This is a genomic window from Sphingobium sp. TomMM15 (genome assembly GCF_055397045.1).
Genome location: NZ_AP027314.1, coordinates 2,349,107 through 2,366,957, shown reverse-complemented (window position 1 = coordinate 2,366,957; position 17,851 = coordinate 2,349,107). Strand labels below are relative to the sequence as shown.

At 63.1% G+C, this 17,851-nt stretch carries 15 protein-coding genes; 8 read left to right on the top strand and 7 right to left on the bottom strand.

Annotated features, from left to right (window positions below; all coding sequences use genetic code 11):
• Position 1 precedes the first annotated feature (1 nt).
• Positions 2–283 (bottom strand): envelope stress response membrane protein PspB, encoded by a 282-nt coding sequence (gene pspB / locus ACZ51H_RS11775; RefSeq protein ID WP_460987125.1) that lies wholly within the window; start codon positions 281–283, stop codon positions 2–4.
• A gap of 17 nt (positions 284–300) precedes the next feature.
• Positions 301–969, bottom strand: coding sequence for a phage shock protein PspA (pspA, locus tag ACZ51H_RS11770; protein ID WP_464801944.1), 669 nt, complete (start codon positions 967–969; stop codon positions 301–303).
• Between the two features lie 147 nt (positions 970–1,116).
• On the opposite strand from pspA, the gene pspF reads away from it, so the two are divergent.
• Positions 1,117–2,133 (top strand): phage shock protein operon transcriptional activator, encoded by a 1,017-nt coding sequence (gene pspF / locus ACZ51H_RS11765; RefSeq protein WP_464802894.1) that lies wholly within the window; start codon positions 1,117–1,119, stop codon positions 2,131–2,133.
• Between the two features lie 63 nt (positions 2,134–2,196).
• Here pspF and ACZ51H_RS11760 read toward each other — a convergent pair whose 3' ends face one another.
• Positions 2,197–3,075, bottom strand: coding sequence for a 3-hydroxybutyryl-CoA dehydrogenase (locus tag ACZ51H_RS11760; RefSeq protein ID WP_464801943.1), 879 nt, complete (start codon positions 3,073–3,075; stop codon positions 2,197–2,199).
• Between the two features lie 213 nt (positions 3,076–3,288).
• Between ACZ51H_RS11760 and ACZ51H_RS11755 the strand changes: the two genes are divergently transcribed.
• From ACZ51H_RS11755 to pal, 6 genes are all read left to right on the top strand, one after another.
• Positions 3,289–3,759: a YbgC/FadM family acyl-CoA thioesterase gene (locus tag ACZ51H_RS11755; RefSeq protein ID WP_449470679.1), complete on the top strand. Its 471-nt coding sequence runs from the start codon at positions 3,289–3,291 to the stop codon at positions 3,757–3,759.
• Entirely contained in the window at positions 3,756–4,478 is a 723-nt protein-coding gene (gene tolQ, locus ACZ51H_RS11750) for a protein TolQ (protein ID WP_449470678.1), read from the top strand. Before ACZ51H_RS11755 ends, tolQ begins: the two co-directional genes overlap by 4 nt.
• A 125-nt stretch (positions 4,479–4,603) precedes the next feature.
• Positions 4,604–5,083: a protein TolR gene (gene tolR / locus ACZ51H_RS11745; protein ID WP_460987120.1), complete on the top strand. Its 480-nt coding sequence runs from the start codon at positions 4,604–4,606 to the stop codon at positions 5,081–5,083.
• 18 nt (positions 5,084–5,101) lie between these two features.
• A complete protein-coding gene (locus ACZ51H_RS11740; protein WP_464801942.1) occupies positions 5,102–6,028 on the top strand; it encodes a cell envelope biogenesis protein TolA in 927 nt (308 codons plus the stop codon).
• On the top strand, positions 6,025–7,347 hold the full coding sequence (gene tolB, locus ACZ51H_RS11735; protein WP_464801941.1) for a Tol-Pal system beta propeller repeat protein TolB: 1,323 nt from the start codon (positions 6,025–6,027) through the stop codon (positions 7,345–7,347). The genes ACZ51H_RS11740 and tolB overlap by 4 nt, the downstream gene beginning before the upstream one ends.
• 59 nt (positions 7,348–7,406) lie before the next feature.
• Positions 7,407–7,922, top strand: coding sequence for a peptidoglycan-associated lipoprotein Pal (gene pal / locus ACZ51H_RS11730; RefSeq protein ID WP_449470672.1), 516 nt, complete (start codon positions 7,407–7,409; stop codon positions 7,920–7,922).
• A gap of 165 nt (positions 7,923–8,087) precedes the next feature.
• Here the strand turns inward: pal and ACZ51H_RS11725 are convergent, their stop codons facing one another.
• Genes ACZ51H_RS11725 through ACZ51H_RS11715 form a run of 3 tightly spaced genes read right to left on the bottom strand, consistent with a single transcriptional unit; the run spans position 8,088 to position 11,789 of the window.
• Complete coding sequence (locus tag ACZ51H_RS11725) at positions 8,088–8,537, bottom strand: MarR family winged helix-turn-helix transcriptional regulator (protein WP_464801940.1); 450 nt, start codon at positions 8,535–8,537, stop codon at positions 8,088–8,090.
• A 48-nt stretch (positions 8,538–8,585) separates the two neighbouring features.
• Complete coding sequence (locus tag ACZ51H_RS11720) at positions 8,586–8,888, bottom strand: hypothetical protein (protein ID WP_464801939.1); 303 nt, start codon at positions 8,886–8,888, stop codon at positions 8,586–8,588.
• 24 nt (positions 8,889–8,912) lie between these two features.
• Positions 8,913–11,789, bottom strand: coding sequence for a M16 family metallopeptidase (locus ACZ51H_RS11715; protein ID WP_464801938.1), 2,877 nt, complete (start codon positions 11,787–11,789; stop codon positions 8,913–8,915).
• Positions 11,790–12,034: 245 nt separating this feature from the next.
• Between ACZ51H_RS11715 and clpB the strand changes: the two genes are divergently transcribed.
• Entirely contained in the window at positions 12,035–14,614 is a 2,580-nt protein-coding gene (gene clpB / locus ACZ51H_RS11710; RefSeq protein WP_464801937.1) for an ATP-dependent chaperone ClpB, read from the top strand.
• A 96-nt stretch (positions 14,615–14,710) separates the two neighbouring features.
• On the opposite strand, the gene ACZ51H_RS11705 is transcribed toward clpB, so the two are convergent.
• On the bottom strand, positions 14,711–17,782 hold the full coding sequence (locus ACZ51H_RS11705) for a TonB-dependent receptor plug domain-containing protein (protein ID WP_464801936.1): 3,072 nt from the start codon (positions 17,780–17,782) through the stop codon (positions 14,711–14,713).
• Positions 17,783–17,851 lie beyond the last annotated feature (69 nt).

The window sequence follows — 17,851 nt, the reverse complement described above, 5'->3', positions numbered from 1 at the left end:
GTCAGTTCCTCCTGCCGATATCCTGGCCGTCGAGATCATAAGCGTCGTCGAGCGCGGAGCGCGACGGACGAAAATCGGGATTGTCGGCGGCGACGATCCGCTCGACCGTCTGCAGCCGGTCTTCCAACCGCCGCGCGAGCAGGTGCATTTCGTCCAGCAACCGCTCATCCTCATCGGTGATCTTGGGCGCCTGCTTCCACTTGGTCGTATAGTGCAGGATCAGCCAGGGCATGCCGATGAACAGCATGCCGCAGATCATGATCGGTAAAAACACATCCTCCATGCGTCACGCTCCCCTGTTCAAGCTGTCCTGTTCATGCTGGCTTTCATCGCGGCGAGTTCGGCATCGACCTTCTCGGTCGACTGCAACTCGGCAATTTCCTCCTCCAGAGTCTTCTGACCCTGGCCGAGATTCAGCGCATCCGCACGCCCTTCGGCCATGTCGACCCGGCGCTCCAATATGTCGAAGCGGGCGAAGGCCTCATTCACCTTTTCCCCGGCATAGGCTTCGCGCATGCGCGCACGATTTTGCGCGCTTTCCATCCGCGTTACCAGACTGTTCTGCCGGCTCCGCGCCTCGCGCAGCTTCCCTTGCAGCTTGGCGATATCCTCTTCCGAAGCCTTCAGCGCCTCGTCCAGCACCTCGATTTCATGGGAGAGCTTCTCCGCCATGTCGGCCGCCTTCTGCTTTTCCACCAGCGCCGCCTTGGCCAGGTCCTCGCGATCCTTGCTCAGCGCCAGCTGCGCCTTCTCGGTCCAGCTGTCCTGCAAGCCCTGCAGCTTGCCGATATGGCGGCGCATCTCCTTCTGATCAGCAATGGTCCGCGCGGCGGACGCACGCACTTCGACCAGCGTTTCCTCCATTTCCAGGATGATCATGCGGATCATCTTCGCGGGGTCTTCGGCCCGGTCGAGCAGGTCTGTGACATTGGCGGCAATGATGTCGCGCGTGCGAGAAAAGATACCCATCGGAACTGCAATCCTTCGTTCAGCGGCTTTGCCCGCCTTCTTTGCAGGAGCCGTGCCAATTCGTGAAAAGCCGGAATTTCCTGCGTTGACTCCCTCCAGCTCCAATTAATCTTGCCAATAAGTGGTGATTTTCACCATAATATGGTCATGGAACGAAACAGCCAGTTCATCGGCCAGTCGCTGCCTTTCCTTGACGCAGTCGAGCAGGCAGGACGCGCCGCCGAACTCGATCGCCCGATCCTGGTTGTTGGCGAGCGTGGCACGGGCAAGGAACTGGTCGCCGAGCGACTCCATCGCCTCTCCCCGCGCTGGGGCGAGCCGCTCATCGTCATGAACTGCGCCGCGCTTCCCGAAACGCTGATCGAGGCCGAACTGTTCGGCCATGAACAGGGCGCCTTCACCGGCGCCACCCGCGCCCGCGCCGGCCGGTTCGAGGAAGCTGATGGCGGCACGCTCTTTCTCGATGAACTGGCGACACTCTCGATGGCCGCGCAGGAACGGCTGCTGCGCGTCATCGAATATGGCGAAGTCACCCGCATCGGCGCATCCCGGCCAATGACGGTGGACGTCCGCATCATCGCGGCCACCAACGAAGACCTGCCCCTGCTGGCCGAAACGGGCCGCTTCCGCGCGGACCTGCTCGACCGGCTCAGTTTCGAAGTCATCACCCTGCCACCGCTTCGGGTTCGCGAGGGCGATGTGGCCGTGCTCGCGGATCATTTCGGCCGCCGCATGGCCGCCGAACTGGGACGGCCCGAATGGCATGGCTTCACGCCCGACTGCCTCGCTGCACTGGAAGCGCATGGCTGGCCCGGCAATGTCCGCGAACTGCGCAATGTCGTGGAGCGGGCCGTCTATCGCTGGGAAGATCCCTCAGATCCGGTCGGCCGGATCATCTTTGACCCCTTTGCCTCGCCATGGAAGCCGCAGGCGCCGCTGCTCAACGCCAGTGCAGAGGAACCCAAGCCCGCCCCCGCAACCGGCTTCACCAACGTCAGCGACCTGCGCGCAGCCGTGGACGCGCATGAGGCCGCAATCGTGCACGCAACGCTGGAACACCACCGCTACAACCAACGCGCAACCGCCAAGGCTCTTGGCCTAAGCTATGACCAGCTTCGCCATTGTTTGAGGAAACATGGCTTGGGTGCTGAGCGCCCTCTCTAGCCTACCGCCGTTCAGGCTGTTTGAACGAGCCGCTTGTCTCGTTCAAATGTCGAAGTCCCTCACTTAGCGGGTCGGGACAGGCTCCGGCCCCGAATAGTCATAAAAGCCCCTGCCGGTCTTGCGTCCCAGCCAGCCAGCCTCGACATATTTCACCAGCAGCGGCGCGGGGCGATATTTGGAATCCCCGGTCGTCGACCGCAACACGTTCAGAATCTCGAGGCAGGTGTCCAGCCCAACGAAATCCGCCAGCGTCAGCGGACCCATGGGATGGTTCAGCCCCAGCCGCACGCCCGTGTCGATGTCGCGAATGTTGGAAACCCCTTCGCCCAACGCAAAGATGGATTCGTTGATCATCGGCAGCAGGATGCGATTGACGACGAAACCGGGGGAATCGAACGCCTGCACGACGTGCTTGCCCAGCCGCTTGGTATAGGCTTCGATCGTCGCGACCGTCTCGTCGGACGTCGCCAGCCCGCGGATCAACTCGATCAGCGCCATGACCTGTACGGGGTTGAAGAAGTGGATGCCCACGAACAGCGCCGGATCGGGCACCACCTGCGCCAAACGAGTGATGGGGATGGACGACGTATTGGTCGCCAGGATCGTGCCGGGCGTGATCACCGCGCTCACATTGGTGAAGATGCTGCGCTTTATCTCTTCCCGCTCGGTCGCGGCTTCGATCACCAGTTGAGCTTCGGCCAGCGGAGCCAGGTCACCGCTCGGCCGGATGCGGGCGAAGGCGGCTTCGGAATCTTCCTGGCTCAACTTGCCCTTTTCGACCGCGCGAGCAAGCTGCTTTGAAATGCCCTGAAGCCCCTTTTGCGCGCGCGCCAGATCGACGTCGCACAGGATCACATCATAGCCAGCCTGCGCGCTGACCTGCACGATCCCCGCGCCCATCTGACCAGCGCCGATGACGCCCACGGTCTGAATGTCGGTCATGCTAATGTCCTCGCAAAAATAATTTGCCGCCCACTAGCGCCATGGGAAGCAGGGGGCCAGCGCTTTTGAGCATCCATCACAACGGCTGCTGTGTTAATCAGGGCTAGCACGCCGCGTTTGTGGGACGGATAGCCCCCGTCGCCCGGCAGGCCGCTTCGGCCCTGTTCATTTCCGGCTTTGCCTGCCGCCTGCTTGATGGTTAAAAGGCCGCGCATGTCCGTTTCAGCGTCCATGCCCGAGCCGGCAACCGGAAGGTTCATTGCCGCCGTGCATCACTTTCCCTTGCGTGTCTATTTTGAGGATACGGACCTGTCCGGGCTCGTCTATCACGCCAATTATCTACGTTATATGGAGCGCGCGCGATCCGACATGCTGCGCGTGGCCGGGATCGATCAGCGCGCCGCGCAGGAAGATGGCACCGGCGTCTATGCCGTCACCAGCCTCCAAATCGCCTATAAGCGCCCGGCCCGGCTTGACGATGATCTGCTGGTCGAAAGCCGCGTGACCGCCATTCGCCCCGTCGCCTGCACCATTCAGCAAAGAGTCAGGTGCGGCGATGAAATACTGACGGACGGCGAAGTCTCTGTCGCCTTCCTGACCAGCCAGGGCCGTCCCACGCGGCAACCCAAGCCCTGGATCGACATTTTCAGCCGTTTGATGAGAGGGGAAGACATCAACCCATGAGCCTTTCGATGCCCGACGTCGGCGCCGCTGTCGGCGCCGCCACCCAAGCTGCGACCATTTCGCCGCTCGCCCTGTTCCTGCAGGCCGACATTGTCGTGAAGGTGGTGATGCTGGGCCTCGTGCTCGCCAGCATCTGGACCTGGGCGATGATCATCGGCTTCACCTTCACCCTGCGCAAGGCCAGCCGCCACAGCAGCGCGTTCGAGGATGATTTCTGGAAAGCGGAAGATATCGACCGCTTCTATGAGGCGCGCGGCAAGTCATCCGACTTCCCCGCTGCCAAGGTGATGGCCGCAGGCGTCACCGAATGGCGCCGCTCCACCGCGCAGAAGGTCATCGACCGCGACGGTACGCGCGACCGGCTGTCGACGGCTATGTCCAGCATGATCGCGGCAGAGGTCGATCGCCTGTCCGATCGCCTGAACATCCTTGCGACGATCGGCTCGGTTGCGCCCTTTGTCGGCCTGTTCGGCACCGTGTGGGGTATCATGCGCGCCTTCACCGCCATCGCGAAGGAACAGAACAGCTCGCTCGCCGTCGTCGCGCCCGGCATTGCCGAAGCGCTCTTCGCCACGGCGATCGGCCTGTTCGCGGCGATCCCGGCCGTCATCGCCTACAACCGCTTCAGCCACGGCATCAACCGCATGGAATCCAAGCTCACCCGCTTTGCGGACGGCTTTTATTCGACGCTCAGCCGGGAGTTGGAGGCGCAGCGGTGATGGCACCCCTCACCGTCATCCCACCCCATTTCGTCATCCCAGCGGAAGCTGGGATCTCGTGCCTCACGCCCGGCCCTATCCCTCCTGAGATGCCAGCTTTCGCTGGCATGACGGAGGTCGTGTAAATGGCCATGTCCGGCCCACCCTCTCACCGCCGTGGCCGGGGCCGCGCGCCGATGGCGGACATCAACGTCACCCCTCTGGTCGACGTCATGCTGGTGCTGCTCATCATCTTCATGGTGACCGCGCCGCTGCTCGTCACCGGCGTTCCTGTGAATCTTCCGGAAACCCGCGCCAAGGGGCTCGATCAAGATCAGAAGCCGACCGTCGTATCCATCGACCGCGACGGCGGCCTCTACATCGACGAGACCCAGATCAGCGATGCTGACCTGCCCGACCGCCTGGCCGAGATCATGTCCGCCAACGCAGGCAAGGCCGAGCCGCCGCAAATCTTCCTGCGCGCCGACACTGGCCTCGACTATGGCCGGGTCATGCGCGTGATGGGTGAACTCAACCGCGCCGGGCTGAACAAGGTCGCGCTGGTCAGCACCGGCGGTGACGATGCCCCAATCTCATCCGGCGCCGTCAGCGGCGGTTCAGAATAGGGACCATAGGACTCGGGGATGGAACGTGCGGAGAAAATCGGCCTTGGCGTGGCGACGGCGGGACATGTCCTGCTGTTCGGCTTGCTGTCGGTTGGCTTTCTCGCCACCCCCAATCCGCTCAAACTAAATTCGCCGCCGATGGACGTCAGTCTGGTGGACGAGGCCGCACTGCAATCCGCCGCGCCGCAAATCTCGACCCAGCCGCCGCCGCCCAGCATCGCGCCGGAAGTAGGCCCGACCGAGGATGCGGCACCGGCGCCCGTTCCTGAACCCGCGCCTGTGCCGGAGCCGGAGCCGACACCCGCCAAGCCCGAACCGGCCCCGGCACCGGCAAAGAAGGACGTGGCAAAGCCCCAGCCAAAGCCGAAGCCAAGGCCCGCGCCTACACGGCCAGCGGCCAAGCCGACGCCCGCCAAAGCGAAGCCCGCCGCCGCGCCGGCCCCGGCCAAGGCCGCGCAAAAGCCTGCCGCAAAGGCCAAGCCCAATGCCCCTGCCCGCGCGTCCGGTCAGGGCAAGGCGGAAAAGCCCAAGGGGTCGCTGCTCGGCAAGGATTTCCTGAAGGGCATCGACACCGAAGCCGACGCTCCGCGCAGGGCCGCGCCGCCGCCCGCTGCGACCATGGGTCCCGTCCAGAAGGCTGCGCTTGATCGCCTGATCGGCGATCAGATCTATCGGCATCTGAAGCTCCCTTCCGGCGCGGATGTCGAGCAGTTGGTGGCATTCCTGGAGGTGAAGATCGACCGCAACGGCCGGGTGATCGGCAGGCCCGAAGTGATCGATGTGCAGGGCCAGACGGCCAGCAACAAGCCGCAGGTCTCCATCTACAAGGAACGCGCCGTGCAGGCGGTCATGCAGGCGTCCCCTTTCCAGGGGCTGCCGGACGAATATTATGAACAGTGGAAATGGCTCAAGCCGTTGAGAGTCTACGCAAGGAAAGCGCGATGAGAAGCTTTGGAATAACCGCACTACTCGCCCTTTGCGCAGCCTTTGCCAGCCCTGCGATGGCCCAGTTGTCGGTCGATGTGACCGGCGACATCGACAGCAACCTCAAGATCGTCGTGCCCGCTTTGCCCCCGCAGGCGGAGGTGTCTACCCCGGCCGGTTCGTCCAGCGAATTGGGCCGCAAGATTGCGGAAGTAATCGCCTCGGACCTCAAGGGCTCGGGCCTGTTCGACCCTTCCGGCCCCGGCGGCATCCCCGCCATCGGCTTTCCGGAAGTCACGAATCCCGCCTATGACAAATGGGGCGCCTATCAGGCGCTGGTGCAGGGCTTCGTCCGCACCACGGGCGGGGAAGCGGACATCACCGTCGGCTGCTATCTCTATGACGTGGCGCTCAAGCAGGAGCTCACCCGCCAGGGTTATGTCGTCGCCCCCCGCGACTGGCGCCGCGCCGCGCATAAATGCGCAGACGCCATCTATGCGCGCCTGTCGGGCGAAAGCCCCTTCTTCGACAGCCGCATCGCCTATATCGCGGAGAGCGGCCCCAAAGGGAACCGCACCAAGCGCCTTGCCATCATGGATAGCGATGGCGCCAACCACCGCTTCATCACCAACGGCCAGTCGATTGCGCTCACCCCGCGCTTTTCGCCCGATTACAAATCGATAGTCTATGTGAGCTATCTGGGCAGCCGGGTGCGCATCTATGTCTATGACATCGGCACCGGCCGTCAGCGCCTCGTCACCGAAAGCAACAATGCCACTTTTGCTCCGCGCTGGTCGCCCGATGGCCGCAACATCCTCTTTTCGATGGCGGTCGCGGGCAATACCGACATCTATCGCGTGTCGGCGCAGGGCGGGCAGCCCGTCCGCCTCACCACCGCTCCGGGCATCGATGTCGGCGGCAGCTATTCGCCCGACGGCACCCGCATCGTCTTTGAAAGCGACCGTTCGGGCAGCCAGCAGGTCTATGTCATGAACGCCGACGGCTCCGCCCAGCGCCGCATCAGCCACGGCGGGGGCCGCTATGCGACGCCCGAATGGAGCCCGCGCGGCGACCTGATCGCCTTCACCAAGATTTCGGGCGACTTCAAGATCGCCGTCATGACCCCGGACGGCGGCAATGAACGCATCCTCACCAATGGCTGGCAGGATGAGCAGCCCACCTGGTCGCCCAACGGCCGCGTCCTGCAATTTTTCCGCACCACCGCCGGGCGCGAAGGCACCAGCCAGGTCTGGCAAGTCGACCTGACCGGCGTCAACGAACGCCGCATCCCCACGCCCCTAAGCGGCTCCGACCCTTCATGGGGTCCGCTGCTGCCCTGATAGGGAACCACATCATCGCGCAAGCGTAACGACCGCATGGACTTTTTGAGGAGCCTCCCATGAAACTCAACCGCCCCCTTTTGATCGCCGTGTCCGTGCTGGCGCTCGCCGCCTGCGGCAAGAAGGCGCCCAAGGACCTGCCGCCCCCGCCCGCGACCGATACCAGTGCGCAGACCGGCACCGGGACCGGCACGACCACTGGCCCGGTCAAGGGCAGCCAGGAGGATTTCGTCGCGTCGGTCTCATCCGACCGCATCTTCTTCGACACCGACCAATATGATGTCGATGCGCAGGATCAGCAGACTTTGCAGAGCCAGGCCGCCTGGCTTCAGCAGAACCCCAATGTCCGCGTCACGATCGAAGGCCATGCCGACGAGCGCGGCACCCGCGACTATAATATCGCGCTCGGCGATCGCCGCGCCAATGCCGCGAAAAACTATCTCGCGTCACTCGGCATCGACCCCAGCCGGATCAACACGGTCAGCTATGGCAAGGAACGCCCCGCTGCGCTGGGTTCGGATGAAGCCGCCTGGGCACAGAACCGCCGCGCTGTGACGGTGACTGTTCAATATTAAAAAGCCTTCGGGTCGCACCAGGCTTTAGGAAGCCCGCCGGTTTTCCGACCGGCGGGCTTTTCTATGTGAGGATGTGGGCAACGGGCGTTCCGCTCCTCTCGCTGCTTACGGCAGGCGCTTAGGGTAGCGACTCCGCTTTGGAGCGCCCACGAATGTCGATCGGCCCTAAGCCTGTTTGCGCCGTTCAGCGATGCGGCGAGTAAGGAGTTGCATCATATTGACGGTGATCTCGACGGCAGCTTCGGGGACGCCTTCGAACAGCTGTTGCGACAGGTCGTCGAGCCGTGCTTCGATCCGTGCGGCAAGGTCGCGACCTGCATCGGTGAACTCCACCCGGTTCGATCGCTTGTCTTCCGGATGCGGCAGGCGCTCGATCAATCCCATCGCCGCCAGCCCGTCCAGCGTCCGCACCAGCGAGGGCTGGGTAATGCCCAGCTGATCGGCAAGGTCGGCCTGCCGCACGTCGGGACCCAGCCGGGCGAGGTGCACCAGGCACCAGCCCGCGCTGGAGGACACCCGCAATTCCGCCAACGCTTCATCAGCCAGTTGCCGCCAGCCGCGCGCGACCAGCGGGAACTGCTGCACCAGCCCCTGCGTGATGCCGGAACTAGGCATCAGGATAATCCCCGAGTGGCGCGGCCGGTCATTGGCGGAAACGCCTGCTTAAGCGCGCCGCGTGCCGGAAAAGCCCGCCGCCCCGAACGCGCCCAGTTGCATCGTGCCGTTGATCGCATCGCCTTCCACGACGGCTTCGCATTCCATCGTGATGGGCATGGGCATGGTCATATTCATCTTCCAGTTGAGCTTGTCGCCATCGACCTTGCCCTCGGCGACGTCCAGCGACCCCATCATACCCGCGAAGGTGCCGTGGAAGCTGGTGCCGTTGCTGATGACGGTGAACACGCCCTTCTGATCGCCCAGCGGCGTCTTTGCCACGCAGTCATAAGCGCCATCGACATTCGCCATCACTTCATCTCCTCAAAGCAGCCATCAATCGGCAAGGGTTCCCATTTCGACGGGCAGGCCCAGCGCGTCAAGCTGTGGTCGGACGAGCTTCGCATCGCCCACGACGACCCAGATCAGCTGCGCGGGATCGATCGCCTCTCGCGCGGCCTTGTCAAGGTCGGCGGCGGTCATCGCGCGGTAGAGGCCCGGCAGCGTTTCATAAAAATCGTCCGGACGGCCGAGCAGGCGGTTGCGCATCATCGCCCCCATCAGGTCCGACGATGTTTCGAAGCTGCCCGGCAGCGACAGGATCTGGCTGTTGATGGTCTGGTTGCGTTCGGCCTCTGTCGTGCCCTTGGCGGTCAGGAAATCGACAATGTCCTGACGCGCGGCGGCGATGGACGCGCCAGTCTTGTCGGTCTGGACGGGAGCATAGACGAGCAGCGGGATGGTTTCCTTGACGCCGGGCAACGCGGTGCCAGCGGAATAGGCCCAGCCTTTCGTTTCACGCAGGTCCATGATCAGCCGCGAGGTGGAGCTGCCGCCCAGCACTTCGTTGGCGGTCTGCAGCGTCAATGGGTTGTCGGTGCCCTGCTTGCCCGTCAACAGGCCCGCCAGGATCATCGATTGCGGGCTTTGCGGCTTGTCGACCAGGATGATCCGCGCCGGGCGCGCCATCCGGTCCATGCGGAACAGCTTCTTGCCCTTGGCCACGGCAGGCGCCCTCCAGTCGCCGAAGCGCTTTTCGAGCAGCGGCATGATTTCGGCCAGGCTGGCGTCGCCGGTCACGAAGATGGTGGCATTGTCAGGCCGCATCCATTTGTCATGGAAGGCGGCAAGGTCAGCGCGGGTCGCCGCCTTGACGCCGCTGGCCGTGCCCGATCCGGTGAAGGGGATGCCGTAGGGATGTGCCGTGCCATAAAGCAACGGCGGCAGCAGGCGCTGGGCGATCGGCATCGGCTCGGTCTTTTCGGCAGCGATGCGGGTCAGCAGCTGGCCCCGGATGCGCTCCACCTCTGCTGGAGCGAAGGCGGGGTTGCGAATGACGTCGGCGAGCAGGCCGAGCGACGCATCGAGATTTGGCTTGAGCGCATAGAGGCCGACATTGGTGCTATCCATGCCGTTGCTCGCGCCGATCGACGCGCCCAGCCGTTCCTGTTCTTCCGCAATCTGCACCGAACTGCGCGTTTTCGTTCCTTCATCCAGCAGGGCCGTGGTCAGCGCGGCCGTGCCCAGTTTTGCCTTGTCGTCGGCTGCGTTGCCCGCGTCGAAGGACACCGACACCCGCACCACCGGGACGGTCGCGCGCCGGGCGAAAACGACCGGAATGCCGTTCTTGAGCCGCGCTTCCTCGACAGCGGGAAAATCCAGATCCTTGACCGGCTCGATTGGCGGTTCGGCGACCCGTGTGGGTGGCGGAGGCGTGGCGGCTACCGGCGCGGGCTTTTTGGGATCGCGGAAATAGGCGGGGTGGTGCGTGGCGTTGCCCGCGAGCGCATTATCCTCCGCCGTCCGTTCACCGGGCGCCACCGTCAGCCGGAATGCCGGACGCCCGAGCCATTTGCGGGCGGCGTCGCCCACCGACTGCGGCGTGGCGGCGGCGTACAGGGCGAGGTCCTTCTTATATTTGCCCGGATCGTCGGAATAGACCGCGCCTTCCGCCAGGGTCACCGCCTTGCCGCTGAAGCCGCCGACCTTTTCCAGACCGCCGATCGTGCCCGACAGTTGCTGAGTCGCGGCGCGTTGAACTTCGTCGGCGGTGGGACCCTTGGCCAGATAGTCGGCCAGCAATTGGTCGAGCCGCCTGCCGACGGCGTCGGCGTCCTGCCCCGGCTTCACGTCAACGGTGATTTCCGCGATCGACAGCTTTTCGAACGGCTGGATGCTGGCCTTGACGCCGACGGCCACTTTCTCGTCGCGCACCAATATATTGTCGAGGCGGGAGGATTTGAGACCGCCGAACACCGACATCGCCAGATCGAGTTGGGGCAGGTCATCCGAATTGACACCCGGCACGATCCAATTGCGGTAGAGGCGGGTCGCCGCGACATTGTCGTGCATCAGCTTGTCGACTTGCCTGTCGAGCGTCGGCACGGTGGCGTCCACATCCTTGGGCGCGGGACCGGTCGGGATGTTGCCGAACCATTTTTCGGCCTTCGCCCGCGCAGTCGCCAGGTCAATATCGCCCGCCAGCACGAGCACGGCGTTGTTAGGGCCATAATGGGTCTTGAACCAGTTCTGCACGTCGGCAAGGCTGGCTGCATTCAGGTCCGCCATCGATCCGATGGTCGAGTGGCGATAGGGATGGCCTTCGGGCAGCATGGCGGCAAGCTGGGCATATTCGACCAGACCGTATGGCTCATTCTCGCCCATCCGCTTTTCATTCTGCACGACGCTGCGCTGCGCATCGAGCTTGGTTTGCGTCACCGCGCCGAGCAGGTGACCCATGCGGTCGGATTCGAGGAACAATGCCCGGTCGAGCGCGCCGGTCGGCACCGTTTCGAAATAATTGGTGCGATCGAACCAGGTCGTGCCGTTCCAGTCGGTCGCGCCGATATCCTCCAGCCGTCCAAAGAATGGCCCATCGGCATTTTCCGAACCATAGAACATCAGATGTTCGAACAGATGAGCAAAGCCCGTCTTGCCCGCAGGCTCGAAGCGTGAGCCGACATGATACCAGACCGACACCGCCACCACGGGAGCCTTGCGATCGGTATGGACGATGACGCGCAGGCCGTTTTTCAGCGTGAACTGCTCATAGGGAATATCGACGGCGGAAACGAGGCTGGAAAGCGGGGCTGGAGCCGTCTGAGCCGCTGGGGCAGCAAGCGCGACGGGGACTGGAAGGGCGATGATCGACAGGCTTATTGAAGACAGGCCAAGCGACAGAGCCAGGCGACGCGAGGTGGAGGAAAAAATCATGGGCGCCCTCATCGAAGCTGGAGATCATCGCCGGGGAGGCGGCAATGGCTGGCCGCAGCATAGCGGCGCATGGGGACGGCGCAATATGCATTGGATGAACGCGCGTCAGGATCGAAGGCTTATCTTCCTCTAAAATGGGGAGGTTTGCGCCGGGTGGGCGAGCGATGCTAAGGATAATTGCGTAGCGCCTCTTGTGTGGCTTTTATGCAACATTACATCGTGACCAGTTTCACGAAGGGCTTCCTATGAACCTCGAAAAATTCACTGACCGCGCCAAGGGCTTCCTGCAATCGGCGCAAACCGTCGCGATCCGCATGAGCCATCAGCGGATCAGTCCGGAGCATCTGCTGAAGGCGCTGCTGGAAGATAATCAGGGCATGGCTTCCGGCCTGATCAAGGCGGCGGGCGGCGATCCCGCTGTCGCGCTGCGGGAAACCGATGCGGCGCTGGCCAAGGTGCCTGCGGTGTCGGGCAGCGGGGCGCAGCAGACGCCGGGCCTCGACAATGACGCGGTGCGGGTGCTGGACAGCGCCGAGCAGGTGGCGGCGAAGGCCGGGGACAGCTTTGTCACGGTTGAGCGGCTGCTGCTGGCGCTTTGCCTTGCGACCACGAGCGCGGCGGGCAAGGCTCTGGCGGCGGCGGGACTGAAGGCGGAGGCGCTGAATAGCGCGATCAACGATCTGCGTGGCGGGCGCACGGCCGACACGGCAGGCGCGGAGGATCGCTACGATGCGCTGAAGAAGTTCGCCCGCGACCTCACCGAAGCGGCTCGCGAGGGCAAGCTGGACCCGGTGATCGGGCGCGACGAGGAAATCCGGCGGACGATCCAGATTTTGGCGCGGCGGACCAAGAATAATCCGGTGCTGATCGGCGACCCGGGCGTGGGCAAGACCGCAATTGCGGAGGGCCTAGCGCTGCGCATCGCCAATGGCGACGTGCCCGATACGCTCAAGGACCGCACGCTCATGGCGCTCGACATGGGATCGCTGATCGCGGGCGCGAAATATCGCGGGGAGTTCGAGGAGCGTCTGAAGGGCGTTCTGGACGAAGTGAAGGGCGCCGAAGGGCAGGTCGTCCTGTTCATCGACGAGATGCACACGCTGATCGGCGCGGGCAAGTCTGAGGGCGCGATGGACGCGGGCAATCTGTTGAAGCCAGCCCTCGCTCGCGGCGAGTTGCACTGCATCGGCGCGACGACGCTCGATGAATATCGCAAATATGTCGAGAAGGACCCCGCGCTCCAGCGGCGGTTCCAGCCGGTGTTCGTGGGCGAGCCGACCGTGGAGGACACCATCTCCATCCTGCGCGGCCTCAAAGAAAAATATGAGCTGCACCATGGCGTGAGGATCACTGACGGCGCGCTGGTGTCGGCGGCGACGCTCTCCAACCGCTACATCACCGACCGCTTCCTGCCGGACAAGGCCATAGACCTGATGGACGAGGCGGCGAGCCGTCTACGGATGGAGGTGGAGAGTAAGCCAGAGGAGATCGAAAATCTCGACCGGCGGATCATCCAGCTGAAGATCGAGCGCGAGGCGCTGAAGAAGGAGACGGACAAGGCGTCCAAGGATCGCCTGGACGCGCTGGAGGAGGACCTCGCGAACCTTGAGGAGCAGTCCGCTGCGTTGACGCAGCGCTGGCAGGCGGAGAAGGACAAGATCGCGGGCGACAGCAAGCTGAAGGAACAGCTGGAGGCAGCTCGCGTGGAACTGGAACAGGCGCAGCGGGCGGGCGATCTCGCCAAGGCTGGCGAGCTGGCCTATGGGCGCATTCCCGATCTGGAGCGCAAGATTGCGGAGGCCGAGGGCGCTACTGAAGGCGCGATGCTGCGCGAGGAAGTGACGCCGGAGGACATTGCCTCGGTCGTGTCGCGCTGGACCGGCATTCCTGTCGACAAGATGATGGAGGGCGAGCGTGAAAAGCTGCTCGCCATGGAGGAAATGCTGGGCAAGCGGGTGATCGGCCAGGCCGACGCGGTGAAGGCCGTATCGACCGCCGTGCGCCGCTCCCGCGCGGGCTTGCAGGACCCAAACCGGCCGCTTGGGTCGTTCCTGTTTCTTGGCCCCACGGGCGTCGGCAAGACGGAGCTGACCAAGGCGCTCGCCGGATTCCTGTTCGACGACGACAGCGCGATGGTGCGGATCGACATGAGCGAGTTCATGGAGAAGCATTCGGTCGCCCGGCTGATCGGCGCGCCTCCGGGCTATGTCGGCTATGAGGAAGGTGGCGTCTTGACCGAAGCGGTGCGGCGGCGGCCCTATCAGGTCGTGCTGTTCGATGAGGTCGAGAAGGCGCACAGCGACGTGTTTAACGTGCTGTTGCAGGTGCTGGACGATGGCCGCCTGACCGATGGGCAGGGCCGGACAGTGGACTTCACCAACACGATCATCGTGCTGACGTCGAACCTGGGCAGCCAGTTCATCGCTTCGCTGGCCGATGATGAGCCTGTCGAGAAGGTCGAGGATCAGGTGATGGACATCGTGCGAGGCCATTTCAGGCCGGAGTTCCTCAACCGCCTTGATGAAGTGATCCTGTTCCACCGGCTGGGTGCGAGCCACATGGCGCCGATCGTGGATATTCAGGTCGCGCGCATCGGCAAGCTGCTTAAGGACCGCAAGGTAAAGCTGGACCTGACAGATGGCGCGCGGGCTTGGTTGGGACGGGTCGGTTATGACCCGGTCTATGGCGCGCGGCCGTTGAAGCGGGCGGTGCAGAGATATTTGCAGGACCCGCTGGCGGACCTGATTCTGCGCGGCGAGGTGCCGGATGGCGCTACCGTGCACGTGGATGAGGGCGATGGGGCCTTGCAGTTGAATGTGGGGTGATGTTCATCGCCCTCCCCTTCAGGGGAGGGCTACATCAAAAAAGGGGCGCATCCTTTCGGACGCGCCCCTTCCTTTTCCTGGCGTTACGACTTCAGATCAGAAGTTGGCCTTCACGCCCAGCCGGTAGGCGCGGCCGTAGATGCCGGTGCCACCCTGAACCGGGTTGTAGTTGTTGGCGCCATAGGTAACCGGATCGATCGGCGGCAGATCGTCAAAGACATTGAGCACGTTCAGATAGACCGTGAAATTGTCGTTGAGCTTGTAGCTGGTGGTGAGATCGACGGTGATATAGTCGGCGACGTTGCACTTGACGAAGCGGGGCGAGAGCAGACCGCAACCACCCGATGCGCCGGGGCCTTCCACATCTTCAGCCGAAAGGTTGTATCCGCCGAAAAATTCGGCGGTGGCGGACACCGTCAACTTGTTCCATTCCAGCGTGTTCGTCCAGCTACCGTGCCATTCGGGTGTGCCCGAACCGGCCGTCAGGCTGTAATTGCCTATTGTGCCTTCATAGCTTTCGCGACTGCCGTCAGCGAAGGTCGTGTCGAGATTGATGATGTAGGTCGCCTCCAGCGAACTGGTGAAGCGGACATCGCCAAAATCGAACCGGCCCGAGGCGGCAAAATCCAGACCTTCCGAACGAATGGTTGTCGCATTGATGAGCGGCGCCTGGACATAGGCGACGCGCGGCAGCGCGGTGGGATTCTGCGGATCGGGCGAATCCTGGATGATATTGTAGCCCGCCGGAATGGCCTGACCGGTATAATAGGCCGCCAGGGCTGGCCCGAACGGAGCGGGGATGATGGCGCCGGTCTTCTTGATATTATAATAATCTAGGCTGAGGCGGATGTTGCGGGTCGGTTCAAAGATCACGCCCGCCGTCCAGCTGGTCGATTTTTCGGGCTTAAGATCGGGGCTCGCCAACTGAGTCTGACCATAGCTGCTGGAGCTGAGATAGGTCGGGCAACTGGTGAAGGTGTCCCGGGTACAGCCAAATTGCGCCAAATAGGATTCAGGGAAGGTCGACGCCGTGTTGTTGACGAAGCCCGTCGTCGGAAGCGCGTTCGCTTCAGCAAAGCTGGGTATGCGGAACCCCTTCGACCAGGTGCCGCGCAGCGTCAGCGCATCGATCGGCTTGTAGCGGAAGCCCAGCTTGGGAGAGAACGCATCCTGACCGCTATTATAATTGTCGTAACGTCCCGAGCCATTGATTTCGAAGCCCTCGAATGCGGGCACACTCAGTTCAACGAAGCCGGATCGAACAACGCGCTCGCCCTTCGTGCCGAAGGCGTTCAGGACGAAATAGCGCTCGGTAGGCCCGGCAAAGTCATCATTGGCGCTGGGAGCATTGATTGCCTCAAGCCTGATCTGGCCGCCAAAACCAAGTTGCACCGGACCCGCAGGCAGTTCGAACAGCGTGCCGTTGAAGCTCACCTGCGCCGCATAAAGCTCTGATGTCGACTTGGTGATGTTATCCGGCGACAGATAATCCAGTACCGACTGGCTGTTCGACAGGGGGTCGACGAAATTATAGCTGCCATCGGAAACGACGTTCAGTAGCCGCTGAATGTAGACATAGCCCTTCGACGTGCGGGTGAGGTCGGTGCGCATGCCGACGATGTCCGCCGCGAAGTTCCAATTGTCGGTGATCGGACCCGAAATGGAGAAGGCGCCGCGATAGGTGCGGCTCAGCGTCTCATTATATTCCTGTAGATTGGGAATGCGGCCAAGGATGCGCGCCAGTTGGCCCTGTGCCGCGAAAGGGTTGTTCGGATTGAGCGTACCGTTGCTGGCATCGCAGGTAGCCTGCGGGACACCATTGACCAGCGGGCAGACATAGACCGGCAGCGCCAGGGCGAAAGAGCCCGGAGCGTTGGGTAGGCCGTTATTATAGGTACTGAACCGGGGAAACGCGATGCCTGCCGGGCCATTGGCACGGATAGTCGCCGGTTCACCGCTATAACTTACCTTGCTTTGCAAATAATTGGCAGTGAAGGACGCTTCGATATCGTCGGTGACCGCGACAGTCGCCTTCAGCGCGCCGCCGAAACGTTCGATACGGGGCGAGATAACGCCATATTGGCGCACCAGATCGCCTTGGCAAACAGTGTTGGGGGCGAAGGCGTTCTGGTCGGTATCGGCAAGCTCGGCCGGAGTGAGCGTATAGGGCGTTTCGCCTGCGATACAACCTGCTGCCGGGTTGAGAAACTGGTAGCGCCCGAGCGGATCATCGAGCGCGCTAAGAGAATCGGTGGGAGCAACGAAGAAGGTGGTCGCGAAGGAGCGGCGATCGCTTGAGGAGGTCGCATCGGCCCAGCCAACATAGCCAGTGCTCGACGGATTGATCGAGCCGCCATTGGGACCAACCTGAGGCCCGCAGACCCCGTCGCGGCAGATGCCCGACTGATCCTGCGAGTTATACGGGTAAGGCCGGTCGCGGTTGTAGAGGGCGTTCTGGCGATACCAGAAGCCGCTGGCGTAGATGTTGTAGCCGTCGCGGCCGAGGTCGCCGGTGCCTGCGGTAAGGCTGATACGATAGTTTTCGCCATCGCCGCGCTCGGTGAGGCCGCCTTCAATGCGCCCTCCAATGCCCTTGAACTGCTTTTTCGTGATGACGTTGATGACGCCCGCGATGGCGTCCGCACCGTAGGTCGATGAGGCGCCGTCGCGCAGCACTTCGACACGATCGACGATGTCGTCCGGAATGGTGTTCAGATCGACGAAGTTGCGCGTCGCGTCATCCGCCAGCGGATAATAAGCGGCGCGCTGGCCATCGAAAAGGACCAGCGTGGAACTGGTGGTGAGGCCGCGCAGCGATACGGCCGATGCACCCGCCGCGAAGGCTCCGTTCGCCGAAAAGCTGTTGGTGAGCGCAGCGCCATTGTTGGACGATATGCGCTGAAGTGCTTCCTGCGTGGTCTGGATGCCGCGCTGTTCAAGCGATTCGGACGTCAGGACTGATATCGGCGAAGGCGTGTTGTTCACGTCCTGCCGCAGGATGGAGCCGGTGACCACGATGGTCGCTTGAGGTTCTTCGGCCACGGTGCCAGCCGGAGTGTCCTGCGCAAAGGCAGGAGCGGCGAGCGCCGCGAAACCGGCGCCCGCGCATGCGAGCGCCTGCAGCGCTGCGCTATTGCGCAGCCACGCATTGTTCGAGATTTTCTTCACAGTCCAGTCCCTTGCTCTGGAGCGACGCAAGCGAACCTGCGCCTAGTTTCCGACGCATGGAGAGGGGCG